At 33.6% G+C, this 12,730-nt stretch carries 13 protein-coding genes and 1 pseudogene; 5 read left to right on the top strand and 9 right to left on the bottom strand.

Annotated features, from left to right (window positions below):
- Nucleotides 1-50: 50 nt before the first annotated feature.
- From ptsG to MVE64_RS22055, 3 genes are all read right to left on the bottom strand, one after another.
- On the bottom strand, nt 51-2,159 hold the full coding sequence (gene ptsG / locus MVE64_RS22065) for a glucose-specific PTS transporter subunit IIBC (protein WP_247341331.1): 2,109 nt from the start codon (nt 2,157-2,159) through the stop codon (nt 51-53).
- A 241-nt stretch (nt 2,160-2,400) separates the two neighbouring features.
- Nucleotides 2,401-3,237 (bottom strand): glucose PTS transporter transcription antiterminator GlcT, encoded by an 837-nt coding sequence (gene glcT, locus MVE64_RS22060; RefSeq protein WP_247341330.1) that lies wholly within the window; start codon nt 3,235-3,237, stop codon nt 2,401-2,403.
- A 157-nt stretch (nt 3,238-3,394) separates the two neighbouring features.
- Nucleotides 3,395-3,817 carry a DUF6843 domain-containing protein gene (locus tag MVE64_RS22055; RefSeq protein ID WP_247341328.1) on the bottom strand — a complete coding sequence of 141 codons (423 nt, stop codon included), beginning with the start codon at nt 3,815-3,817 and terminating at the stop codon, nt 3,395-3,397.
- A gap of 201 nt (nt 3,818-4,018) precedes the next feature.
- Here MVE64_RS22055 and MVE64_RS22050 point away from each other — a divergent pair, with 201 nt between their 5' ends.
- Nucleotides 4,019-4,354 carry a hypothetical protein gene (locus MVE64_RS22050; RefSeq protein WP_247341326.1) on the top strand — a complete coding sequence of 112 codons (336 nt, stop codon included), beginning with the start codon at nt 4,019-4,021 and terminating at the stop codon, nt 4,352-4,354.
- 538 nt (nt 4,355-4,892) lie between these two features.
- Here the strand turns inward: MVE64_RS22050 and MVE64_RS22045 are convergent.
- Nucleotides 4,893-5,159 (bottom strand): hypothetical protein, encoded by a 267-nt coding sequence (locus tag MVE64_RS22045; RefSeq protein WP_247341324.1) that lies wholly within the window; start codon nt 5,157-5,159, stop codon nt 4,893-4,895.
- A 168-nt stretch (nt 5,160-5,327) separates the two neighbouring features.
- Between MVE64_RS22045 and MVE64_RS22040 the strand changes: the two genes are divergently transcribed.
- Entirely contained in the window at nt 5,328-5,543 is a 216-nt protein-coding gene (locus MVE64_RS22040; RefSeq protein WP_247341322.1) for a hypothetical protein, read from the top strand.
- Between the two features lie 550 nt (nt 5,544-6,093).
- On the opposite strand, the pseudogene pfkA reads toward MVE64_RS22040, so the two are convergent.
- The 3 genes and pseudogenes from pfkA to MVE64_RS27935 all read right to left on the bottom strand — a co-directional run bounded on the left by pfkA (nt 6,094) and on the right by MVE64_RS27935 (nt 7,714).
- Nucleotides 6,094-7,054 (bottom strand): annotated as a pseudogene (pfkA, locus tag MVE64_RS22035) (6-phosphofructokinase).
- A gap of 13 nt (nt 7,055-7,067) precedes the next feature.
- On the bottom strand, nt 7,068-7,562 hold the full coding sequence (locus tag MVE64_RS22030) for an HAD-IA family hydrolase (protein ID WP_345740698.1): 495 nt from the start codon (nt 7,560-7,562) through the stop codon (nt 7,068-7,070).
- An 8-nt stretch (nt 7,563-7,570) separates the two neighbouring features.
- On the bottom strand, nt 7,571-7,714 hold the full coding sequence (locus MVE64_RS27935; RefSeq protein WP_345740697.1) for an HAD family hydrolase: 144 nt from the start codon (nt 7,712-7,714) through the stop codon (nt 7,571-7,573).
- Nucleotides 7,715-7,979: 265 nt separating this feature from the next.
- Here MVE64_RS27935 and MVE64_RS22025 point away from each other — a divergent pair, with 265 nt between their 5' ends.
- Nucleotides 7,980-9,008 (top strand): EAL domain-containing protein, encoded by a 1,029-nt coding sequence (locus MVE64_RS22025; protein ID WP_247341320.1) that lies wholly within the window; start codon nt 7,980-7,982, stop codon nt 9,006-9,008.
- A 101-nt stretch (nt 9,009-9,109) separates the two neighbouring features.
- Here the strand turns inward: MVE64_RS22025 and MVE64_RS22020 are convergent, their stop codons facing one another.
- Nucleotides 9,110-9,826 carry a thermonuclease family protein gene (locus MVE64_RS22020; RefSeq protein ID WP_247341318.1) on the bottom strand — a complete coding sequence of 239 codons (717 nt, stop codon included), beginning with the start codon at nt 9,824-9,826 and terminating at the stop codon, nt 9,110-9,112.
- 34 nt (nt 9,827-9,860) lie between these two features.
- On the bottom strand, nt 9,861-10,964 hold the full coding sequence (locus MVE64_RS22015) for a M24 family metallopeptidase (RefSeq protein WP_247341316.1): 1,104 nt from the start codon (nt 10,962-10,964) through the stop codon (nt 9,861-9,863).
- Nucleotides 10,965-11,170: 206 nt separating this feature from the next.
- On the opposite strand from MVE64_RS22015, the gene MVE64_RS27930 reads away from it, so the two are divergent.
- Together MVE64_RS27930 and MVE64_RS27925 are read left to right on the top strand one after the other, a co-directional pair.
- Entirely contained in the window at nt 11,171-11,950 is a 780-nt protein-coding gene (locus MVE64_RS27930) for a phytoene desaturase family protein (protein WP_345740696.1), read from the top strand.
- A gap of 74 nt (nt 11,951-12,024) precedes the next feature.
- Entirely contained in the window at nt 12,025-12,681 is a 657-nt protein-coding gene (locus tag MVE64_RS27925; protein ID WP_345740695.1) for a phytoene desaturase family protein, read from the top strand.
- Nucleotides 12,682-12,730: the final 49 nt, after the last annotated feature.

Below are 12,730 nucleotides of genomic sequence, written 5' to 3'. Positions count from 1 at the left end.
TTCTATAGCCACACATGTAAAAATACAAGTGTGGCTTTTAGATATTAAAATTACTTACCTTCGATTCCAATGATATCAGTATCATTTGCTGCAACATTACCTTTTGTTTGCAGTTTAATTGATTGACCTTCTTTTAAGTTCGTGAATACGATCGGAGTTATAATTGAAGGTGCGTTAGATTTTACAAAATCCAGATCAACTTCTAGAAGTTTTTGACCTTGCTCAACTATGTCACCTTCTTGGACAAATGCTTCGAATCCTTCACCTTTCAAATTAACTGTATCAATACCAAAGTGAATAAGAATTTCTTTTCCACCATCAGATTGAATACCAATAGCATGTTTTGTAGGGAAAACATTTAAGATTTTACCATTAACAGGTGAAACGACTGTTCCGTTAGATGGAAGAATGGCAAAACCGTCACCCATCATTTTTCCAGAGAATACTTGGTCTGGAACTTCTGTAATCTCTTTAATCTCACCTGTAAGAGGCGAAACAAATGTTTCATCTATTACATCATTTTTCAATCCATCAGCTACTACATCCTCAACTTGCTCTTGAACTTCTTTTTCTTGAGAATGAGTTTGTGTTGCTTTAGGACGTTTTCCAGACATAACATCTTGGATTTGAGTTTTTAAATTATCAGATTTAGGTCCAAAGATTGCTTGAATGTTGTTTCCAATTTCTAGTACACCAGATGCACCAAGTTTTTTCAAACGATCTTTGTCAACATCTTTAATGTCGTTAACTGTAACACGTAAACGTGTAATACAAGCATCTAAATGCTTAATGTTTCCAGAACCACCTAAGGATTCTAACACTTGGAATGGTAAATCTCCAGCATTAGCTTTTGGTTGACCTTCATCAGAAGTTTCAACATCTGTTTCCTCACGACCAGGAGTGGCAAGATTCCACTTTCTAATTGCAAAACGGAAACCAAAGTAATAAACAACTGCAAAAACTAAACCTACAGGAATAACTAGCCACCAATTTGTTTGTGGGTTTAACACCCCAAATAATAGGAAATCAATTAATCCTCCAGAGAACGTCATACCAATTTTAACATTAAGAATGTGCATGATCATAAATGATAAACCAGCAAAGATTGCATGGATACCGAATAATACAGGTGCTACGAATAAGAATGAGAATTCAAGTGGTTCTGTAATACCTGTTAAGAAAGAAGTTAGGGCCGCAGAACCCATTAAACCTGCAACAACTTTTTTATGCTCTGGTTTTGCTTCATGGTAAATTGCAAGTGCTGCAGCTGGTAAACCAAACATCATGAATGGGAATTTACCTGTCATAAATGTACCTGCTGTTAAATCTTGAACACCATCTCTAATTTGAGAGAAGAAGATTGTTTGATCTCCACGTACAGTTTCTCCAGCAGCATTTACATAGCTTCCAAATTCAAACCAGAATGGTGAATAGAAGATATGATGAAGACCGAATGGAATTAACGAACGTTCAATTACACCAAATATGAAGGCTGCCAACGTTCTGTTTGCATCTAATAAGTTTGTAGAAAAAGCGTTTAAGCCTGTTTGAATTGGAGGCCAAACAAAATACATGACAATACCAAGTAATACAGTTGCTCCAGCCGTTACAATCGGTACGAAACGCTTACCAGCAAAGAATCCTAAATAAGATGGTAAATCAATCGTGAAAAAGCGATTATACATGGCAGCAGCAATAATACCTACGATAATACCACCAAATACCCCTGTTTGTAGGGTTGGGATGCCTAGTACATTTCCATAGGCAGCACCGTTATTAGCTAAAAAGTCAGTAAGCTCCTGTCCACCAGATGGAAGTGTACCAACTCCCTTAAGAATACTACTCATTGTAATATTCATTATTAAGTAACCAATTAAAGCAGCAATACCGGCAACTCCATCACCGTTTGCTAAGCCTATTGCAACCCCAACTGCGAATAATACGGGTAAATTCGAGAATACAATATTACCCGCATTCTCCATAACACTTGCAATTAACACGATCCAATCAGCTGTTAAGAATGGTGCTAAATCAGTAAGTGTTGGATTTTGAAGGGCATTACCTATTGCAAGCAATAAACCAGCAGCAGGTAATAATGCAACTGGCAGCATTAGTGCACGTCCAACTTTTTGCAAGACGCCGAATGCATTTTTAAACATAATCATTTCCTCCTATTTTGTTCATTTCTGTAGTCAATAAAAGTACAAAGCCTAAAAAAACAATCTACTATTAACCGTTTACATTAAGCTCAGGAATTGTCCCAATGCATACAAAAAAGGCATGGTGAACATGTATTTTAGCTGCTATTAGGTATAGTTCCCCAAAATAGCAATTAAAAACACCTTGTTCACTCATGCCTGATCGAATCAGTAACACGTGAATAATATCGGTTACAATTATTTATTTGTTTGTTAGTCGATATAAATGCATTGTTAAGTAAACTGCTTCAGCTTCATAAACAGATTTCTTTAAAACCTGTTGCATGACTTTTATCATTTTCCAAGAAGTATTGTAGCATAACGGATATTCCTTTTTCAACAAAAAAGCTAATTTTTCTGGTTCTGAAACAGATTCTCCTGAATTCACTCTTTCAATTGTGTATCGAAGATGGCGAATTAATCGTAAATAGTTAACACTTTCTCGATCCACTTTAATTTTTAAAGACTCTTCTATTACTTCTGTTAACCTGCTAATAAGCTGAGAATATTGATTCACTTCTGAAAGCGGCTTATTAGATATTGAGCTATGAATATGAAGCGCAATAAAACCAATTTCACCATGGGGTAGTTGTACGTTTAGTTTATCATTCAGCATATTAATAACTTCTGTTGCCAGCTCATATTCAAAGGGATATAAAGACTTTGTTTCAAGAAGAAACGGATTCTTCAAATCCATACCTTGCTGCAAACGCTTTAAAGCAAATGCTATATGGTCAGTAAGTGCTATGTGAATATGTTCATTTAGAGGCTTGTTAACACGTTCAAAAATATATTGAATCACTTCCTGCATAATTTCGAGCATTTCTTCATCAATATCTGATAGCAGTAACTTATATTGCTCCTGCTCCTTTTGATTTGTTAAAACAAACATTTTTTCATAGCTATCTTCTTGAATAATGTCTCCTTCTTTTTTACCGAAACTGATTCCTTTTCCAATTAATACAACTTCTCCATAGGAATCATGAAATGCTATCAAAACGTTGTTATTTAAAGTTTTTTTTATTTTAAAGGACTCCATCGCGAAATCCACAGCTCCTTTTCATTCAATCCTTCATATCGTACAAAAGTTATGTATGGACGTCAATGAATTTGTCGCTTATTGTAGAAAAATTTCTTTTTACTCTTCTTGACTTGTTTTATTTTAAGAGAAAAAGAAAAGCTGCATATTGCAGCCGCTAATTTACTTCATATTCATTAGGGACATATTCATCCTGATGAAACTGATCTGATGATCCTATAAAAAAATATTCAACCGTTTCACCAGCTAATTCTCTCCCACTTGATGGTCCATGAACCATCTTACCTGGTACTAGTGACGTTCGTTCTCCTTTATCGTTTACATAATAATATTTATTAGTTGCCCAACCCTCATGGATATGTTCTTCATCTGTGTATGTCATTCCGTTTTGACTAACTTTATATACCTGATTATTTCCATCATTCATTACTTTTTTAGGTAACTGTTGATCATATTTTACTTGAACCCAACCTACATATCCTTCTGGTATTAAGAATGTTCGAGAAGACACCTGATCATCTTGTTTACAACCAATAACAAAAAGGAAACATCCTGTAATAAGGAGTAGTTTTTGTATCATCTTATCACCTCCTATAGTTAGGATGGCGACTTTCGGCAAGTTCTATTAGGGTAATAATTCCATGTTGATTATCTTTCTTGTTGGAAAGAGTAATAAATGAGGTGAAAAAATGAAGAAAACATACCTTTTGCTTCACGTTATTTTTTTCTCTTTGTTAGTTTTAGTAATGTTGTTATAGCTGAAAACCAGCAAATAAAAGTAATGGATATTGAAACAAATGCAATTGTTAAACGAGCTGAACAATCTTCTAAAATGGATCAATATGCAATTAGCGCAATTAAGGGCGTTCAGAAGGTCACAGTTCAAGCAAATCCTATACCTAAAAAAGGATATCTTATCAGAATACCCTTAACAAAATCATATAAAGTTAAAAACAAATGGTTTGAATCACTAATCACAGAAATTATATTAATATATGATCCGTCAACAGAACATCAAGGAAGATTAATTTTGTATGACGATGAAAATACACCTATGTTTTTTGATATAGAATATAATTTTACCGATTTTTTGAAAACTTTGGACATTAAAGAATAAGAACTTACCTGTTTGTAGAAAATAGGGAAGGAAAAAGCTACGGAGGTGAAAAGCATGCAAAACAACAATGATAGTAAAGAACAAAAATTTCAAAAACAACAAAACGAAGCAATGGAATCAGCAACTTCTAAAGAGATGACAACTAAGAAAAAGAAACAAAAATAATAATCAATATGTTTCTGCTAACTAATTATTCTTCCTATTGTGGTATAATAGGATTATAATTGACCGTGGATGTTGCAGCATCCACAGTCTGCAGTCGACAGATCTTAAAAATAGATAAAAATGATTAGACCTCTAAAAGGTCTATTTTTTTTGTGAAAAAGCCAAAATGGCAATAACTAAAGAAGCAAATGTAAACATAGATATTAGACTTTCATAAATCGTCAACAAGCATCACCTCCTTTTAGAAGGGGCTTGTTCGATCGCTTGACTGCAAACTTATTGTATCATAAAGTAAACCCAAATTGGAACACGCGTTCCCTTTTTAATTCAATTCTCCTATATTAATCACCCCCTTTATTTATAAAATTGTGATTTATACTCTTTTTATAACTATAGTTGGTTTCTTAACTCGTTCCATAGTATTGCAGGCAATTTTTACTTTTGCTAATATTCCTTTTAAAACTTCATCCTCGTTTTGTTGCTTTAAATACAGATCAGAAAAATCATGTAATGCTCTTGCAAGTAGTTCTACTGCTTTTTCCTGCTCACTAGCATGTGCCCCTTTTTGATCCTTCACAGAATGTTTCATCATTTCTTTTGAAATTTCTTGAATTAATTGTATTTTTTCTCGTTCTGTCATCCTTATCTCTCCCCTCTAAAGGATTTAATCTAAAAAAGTTATCCTTACATCTTACGCCTAAAAAGGAAGAAATATGGCTAAAATACATCGAATATATGTTCGTTTTTTAGTGGATAAAAGAATGTATGTTCGTATATAATAGAGATGAAGACAGATGGAGGTGTTCTTATGAAATACTTTTTAAAATTAAGTTTAGAAAACAAATTGCCGATCACAATTATTTACTTATCAGCATCAGGAAGCTTTTCAAAAAGAAAAATACTTATTCGAAAAATGACAAATGAGAAAATAATAGCTTATTGTTATTTACGAAAAGAAATTCGTACCTTTTCACTTAAAAATGTACTTTCTGCAGGAATGGACCCTTCTTTAAAAGCAATTTAGGAATTATCAAAGTATTTACTTTATCCCGCAAACAGTCCTTCCTCGGCAAATATTTATCTTGGATAACCTTAGTCAGCTTTAAAAGAAGACTTTGTTTATTTTAGATAGAAGGATTTGCAGATCAATCGTTGATAATTCCTCTTCTCAATAACATTTTTTCCATAAACAGCATAGGATGATTGTAGTTCTGTTAACTTAAATTCTCAAAAATAGCTTGTCTCTATGTTTTGTAATGGTCAATATGGGTATTACATAATTAAGCGCGCAATGAAGCAACATCATGATACAACTACAAGACGCATAATCAGTGGCGCGGCCAAGGAGCCGCAACGATATAAGAGAGGCAGGCTTTATATCTTAAGGCGTCAATAAAATAGACTTTAACAAAAAAATCAATTAAAAGCTAAAAAGCTTACATAAACAACAAGAAAAGAAGGTCGTGAAAGTATACTGAATATGGTTTCTCGACTTTCAACAAAAAGGAGGCTGACTGTTCACTTGAAACAGTCAGCCTCTGTCAATGATAAGCTTTATTATTCTAGACTATATCTTAAATTGATAATTGCTGCGATAATGAGTATACTCCCTCTGGTAACGGATCTTTTTGTTTCAAAATCTCAATAATATCATGGTCAACAATTTCTTGCTTTTGCATTCCAATTGCTCGGCCTGATTTTCCTTGTAGTAAGAGTTCAACAGCTCTCGCTCCTAATCTTGATGCTAAAACACGATCAAAACCTGTAGGAGATCCTCCTCTTTGAATATGCCCTAAAACGGAAATTCTTGTTTCTAGATGGTATTTTTCTTTTAATTGTTCTGCAAGTTCATTTGCAGAACAAACACCCTCTGCTAAAACAATAATAGAGTGCTTCTTGCCACGTTTAATACCTTTATTTAATTTTTCAACAACATCATTTAGTTCAAACGTTCTTTCAGGAATTAATATCGTTTCAGTACCCGACAGCAACCCCTGAGAAAAGTGCAATATCTCCTGCATGACGTCCCATTACTTCAATAATAAATGTTCGATCATGAGATGTTGCTGTGTCCCTTATTTTATCAATATTTTCCACAACTGTGTTTAAAGCCGTATCGTATCCAATGGTATAATCTGTTCCTGGTATATCATTATCAATTGTTCCTGGTAAACCAACACATGGAAAACCTTTTTCAGTTAATTTTGCGGCCCCACGATATGAGCCATCTCCTCCTATAACTACCAATCCATCGATACCTAAATCTTTTAATTGTCTTATTGCCTCGTGCTGTGATTTATCTTTTTTAAACTCTTCTGATCTTGCTGTATAAAGAATCGTGCCACCTCGATGGATAATATCTCCAACTGAACCCAGCTCCAGTTTTTTTATTTTCCCATCCATCAAACCAGCATAGCCATTATACACACCATAAACGTCTAGTCCCTCATGAATCCCTTTCCGAACAACAGCACGAATAGCCGCATTCATACCTGGTGAATCTCCACCGCTCGTTAACACTGCTATTTTTTTCATAATATAACCTCCTTTAAATAATTCCTTTTAAGTTATTGTACTCATTGTCAGGAAAAGTCCCTAAATAATCAAACACTCGATTATCACGATTAATCCAAGCTGTCCGGAATCCAAAATGTTTAGCCCCTGCAATATCCCAAGTATTAGAGGAAACAAACAAAACCTCTTCTCTCTCAACATTAAGCTTTTTTAATACGAATTGATATGACATTGGAGTCGGTTTATACTCTTTCCTTTCATCAACAGAGACCAACATTATGTCCTTTTTATTTATTGAAGAGTTATGTATTAGTGGTTTTAACATATCGAGAGAACCATTTGAGTACAATGCTATTTTTATATTTTCAAGTGCAGCTAGCACCTCTTCAACTTCATCATATAAAGCAAAATTCACATACTCATTAATTAAGATTTCCTCAATTTCGGAATTATACGGGAGACTTAAACTTTTACAAGAATATGCTAATGACTCTTTTGTAATCGTCAAGAAAGTCTCATAATGACCCATAAGCTGCCTCAAAAAGAGTACTCTAATTGTTTTCTTCTCCAAAGTTCACTAAGTTCATGTCCTTTTCCGGGATAAAGGGAGTTGCATTTTTCAACAACAGAATGAACATTAAACAATGTCCCATACACATCAAAAACAATCGCTTTTATCAACTACCATCACTCCTTTAAACTTTCCCATTTTTATCTTTTTAACCAAAACACTTCGGTTAGAATGCTCTCAGTTTAAATAAACAATGTCAAAAGAACTCATTTAAATTTCCTTTTATTTTTATGCTATACCCAAACATTGGACAAGTTAATCAATTCACTAATATAAATTAATAATTCCATTCGTGAATTATTTTTGTTTAACTTTTGTATAATCTTTGGTAAAATAAAATCAATCTAAAATATGATATTGAATCGAGGGATAAAGATGGTCAATTATTGTAGATCCTGCTTTCAACCTCTTAAAATACATAATCAAGGTTTTTTATCAATATTTCCTAGCAAGCATGATAAATTAACAAAAACCTTGACGAAACTTTATTTTAAACAGGTTAATACAAATCATTTTATTAAAGCTTTTGAGTCAAAAAGTGCATTAAAGGAGTTTCTTTCTTTTATCCATTATGAGTTGGGTAATACTCTTGAAGAATTTAAAGGAGCCATACACCAGGAAGAAGTGCCGGGACCTTTTGAAAGTTATTCATTACAAACAATATATGAACACACTTTTCATGAAAATACAGTTAACATTATAAAAAATGGAGAGTTTATTAGTTATCTGCAGCCCATTATTAATATGGACAGTGGTGATATTTATGGATATGAATCACTTCTAAGGGTAAAGGATCATTCGATTTTTCCAAGTCAACTTTTTGAAGTTGCCAGAAAAACAGAAATGCATTCCATTTTAGATAAAAAGGCTCGTGAGATAGCCATAGAATCTCGAACTAATCGTATCCCACAAGGAATTAAAAGCTTCATCAACTTCTTACCATCTACAATATATAACCCTGCACATTGCTTAAAACACACATTTCAAATTGTTGAAAAATACAATGTGGATCCAAATGACCTCGTGTTTGAAGTAGTAGAGACAGAGAAGATACATGATGTACAACATTTAAAATCAATTCTAGAAACATATAGAGAACACGGTATGAAAGTTGCATTGGACGATGTTGGTGCCGGATATTCTACATTAGATATGCTTTCTAAGCTTCGTCCTGATTATATAAAAATTGATAGAATGTATATTCAAGATTGTCATATTAGCAAAGACAATCAAACTTTTTTACTCGGTGTAATGAACTTAGCAAAAGAACTAGGTATTACAGTGTTAGGTGAAGGTATTGAAACTAAAGAAGAATTTCAATTTTTAAAGGAAATTGGTATTGATTTAGCACAAGGATATTTTATTGGAAAGCCAAAAATCAAATCCTTCATTACTTTTATTTGATAAAGAACATCGACAACTGGCAGGTCTGTAAGCAAAAACATAGATGTTACAGATCCTTCTATATAACACAAAAGGGATTCAAAAATTGAATCCCTTTTGTGTTATCTTTTAACTGCTCGATATCCTGCCGCTATGGCTTCATCTTCTGTACAAAACATTTCTTCGAGCTTTGTCAATTCATATGAAGGAGATTGCTCTGTATGAAAGATTTTTTCACCCTTTGAATTAATGTTCCCCTTAATTGTACACTTTTCATCCACTTGTAAGCTTGGATTTAATTCGTTTCGGTCTTCATTTAGTGTTGTCTGGAAACCTTCATCTGTTGCATAGTTTTCAATACTCCAAATTCCAACTTCATTTTGTTGAGCTTGCTTTTGAATCGAATTGAATTCATCAATGTATTTTGTGTTAGGTTCAAACACATAAGCCACTCTAGCTAAACCTTTTTGCAAAAGCATCTTATTTACCATTTGTTCATCAATATACACATATGCCAACAACCTGCCATATTTATCACGTTCACCTATTCCTAATTCAACCTGGACTTCTTTTCCATTTAACAGCTTTTTTAAATAGTTACTTGCCTCTGGCCCAAACGGTTGAACAGGTTTAGAAGGGTGAACCGTCTCAGGAGTATCTACTAATAGTAATCGTATTGTTTCTTCTTTACCGCTAATCATAACGTTTAATGTATCACCGTCTACGACCTTTGCCACTTTCGCAGAAACAAGGTCTTTGCTATCTTGATTTGCAGAGCATGCTATTGTTAGTAAAAACATAAGCATCGAGAAAAATAGGATGGTTAATTTATTTCTCATCTTAAATTATGTCAATCCCTTTTATGCACTTTGGTTATTTTATTACAGTAAGATTCTTAGGAAATGTTGTTAAAGTTTTATACCCATCTTCGGTTATTAACACATCATCTTCGATACGTACTCCTCCAATTGAAGGAATGTATATTCCAGGTTCGATTGTATAAACCATCCCTTCTGTTAACAAGTTGTCATTGATATGACTCATAGAAGGATATTCATGAACATTAATTCCTAATCCATGCCCAAGTCGATGTGGGAAATAATCGCCATAACCTGCATCTGTTATAACTTTTCTAGCTATTTCATCTAAATCGCCAATTCGTGTACCAGGTTTACTTGCTTCCAGTGCAGCTAATTGCGACTGTAATACAGTATGATAAATTTCTTCTTGCTTTTCATCAGCCTGTTTATACACAAAGGTTCTTGTAATGTCGGAGCAATAACCATCTAATACAACACCTAGATCAAATAATACAAAATCTCCATCAGTAAGTTGCGTCAATCCTGGATTACCATGAGGATCCCCCGACTTTTCTCCGAACAATACCATTGTTGAAAAAGACATTTCTCTTATCCCTTTTTTCTTTAGCTCGTATTCAATCGTGGCCAATACATCCATTTCAGTAACGCCACTTTTAAGAGCCTCTACTCCAATTTGGACTCCATAGTCTGCAAGTTTAGCAGCTTCAGTTAAAATTTTAATTTCACTTTTGTCCTTTATTAGTCTAAGTTGATTTAACATGTCCTCAGCTGTAACAATTTGAACATCTTCATTAGAAAGTTGTTTTAACTTTTCAACCCTACTGTAAGAAATAGTATCTATTTCCACTGCAACTTTATTTAAAGAATGTTTATATCTAAGTTTCACTCTTTCCTTAATTAACTCCCATGGATCTTCGTGATCACTATAACCAATCATTTCATTTTCCCATCCAGCTGCCTTTGCCTGATTAATCTCCATATTTGGACAAACCATAATAGGATCAGCTTCTTTAAATATAAAAACCCCCAATAGTCTTTCATGTGGGTCAGTATAAAAATGAGTTAAATAAAAGACATTTTCTTTAGATTGAACAAAACACATATCTATGTCTTGTGCTTGAAGCCATTTCATTACATTTTCTATACGATTTTTCATTATTTCACTACCCTTCTACACTTCTCTTTACATGATAGCAATGAACATAAAAAAGTACAATTTAACACAACCCTTAGGAACTACTGTGTTAAAAAATATCAATTAAGAAAGAAATATACTGTCTCGAATAGGAAAATGATGGATAAAATGAGTTTTTATAGAAGTCATTTTTCACATTACTTTACTATAAACTTTTGGAGGAAAAAATGAACAAAAAAGTTATTATCATCGGTGGAGGTTTAGGTGGGATGTCAGCAGGTATACGTCTTGCTTTAGATAACTATGATGTTACGATTATTGAAAAAGGCGAGCGACTTGGCGGAAAGATGAACAAAAGAGGTGGAAAAGGGTTTTCTTTTGATACGGGACCTTCTATTCTAACCATGCCATGGGTACTTGAACAATTATTTCAAAATGCCAATCGAAACCTTACAGACTATATTAAATTGAAAAGAATCGAGCCACAGTGGAAAACATTTTTTGAAGACGGCACGACCATCGAACTTACAAGTGATTTACCTGAGTTAATTAGACAACTAAGATCAGTATCTAAAGAAGACGCAGGTGAGCTTTTCAATTATTTAAATTATTGTAGCAAAATGTATGAATACAGCTTAAAAAGTGTTTACAAAAAAAGTTTAAGTGGACTACAGGATTTAAGATCCATGCATACGGTTAAAGAATTATTATCAATGGATCCGATGAAAACAATGCACCAAGGAACACGTAAATTCTTTAAAGATAAAAAAATTCAGCAATTGTTTAATTTTTTAATCATGTATATCGGGTCTTCACCCTATCATGCTCCTGCCGTTTTATCACAGTTAGCACATGTTCAATTAGGACTTGGAATATATTATGTTGATGGAGGCATGTATGAAATTGCAAACGCGATGTCGAAGGTCTTACATGAATTACAAGTTAATGTACATCTAAACACAAAAGTAAAAAAGATCATATCAAATGGAAAAAAGCAACAGGCGTAGAGCTTGAAAATGGACAAATAGTAGAAGCTGACATTATAGTCTCCAATTTAGAGGTTGTACCTACTTATCAAACATTGCTAGAGAATCACTCTTTACATCCTGATTTTAATCAGGAACAGGAGAAGTTCCCTCCAACTGTTTCCGGCCTAGTACTATTATTAGGAGTTAATAAAAAATACGAACATCTTACACATCATAATTTTTTCTTTTCAGCATCACCTGAAAAAGAGTTTAATCAACTTTACAATGAGGAAACACCGCCAGAAGATCCAACAATTTATGTTGGAATATCCTCAAAATCTGATCCAACACAAGCACCTGAGGGCAAGGAAAACTTATTTGTTTTAACTCATGTACCCCCATTAAAAGAAGGAGAAACATGGGATAATAAAGCATTAGAATACCGGGAAATAATTATGGCTAAACTTGAAAAAATGGGTGTTACAGATTTATCAAATTCCATCGAATTTGAATACATGTTTACACCTAATGACCTTCAGCAATTATACGGCGCAAATGGCGGCTCCATTTATGGCGTTGCCACAGACCGGAAGAAAAACGGTGGTTTTAAATTTCCTAGTAAAAGCTCATACTTACAAAATCTTTACTTTGTAGGAGGATCAACACATCCTGGAGGAGGAGTACCTATGGTAACATTATCAGGTCAACTTACCGCAGATCTTATTTTAGAAAACGATTTGAAATATGATCATGAAAGAGAAATCGGCTAGCTTGTGTACGTACCCATGTAGATAACATATCAATCTACGTGGTTTTTTT

Source organism: Metabacillus endolithicus (assembly GCF_023078335.1).
Classification (GTDB): Bacteria; Bacillota; Bacilli; order Bacillales; family Bacillaceae; genus Metabacillus; species Metabacillus endolithicus.
The sequence above is the reverse complement of the archived record's forward strand: the minus strand, read 5'-3'. Positions and strand labels throughout refer to the sequence as shown.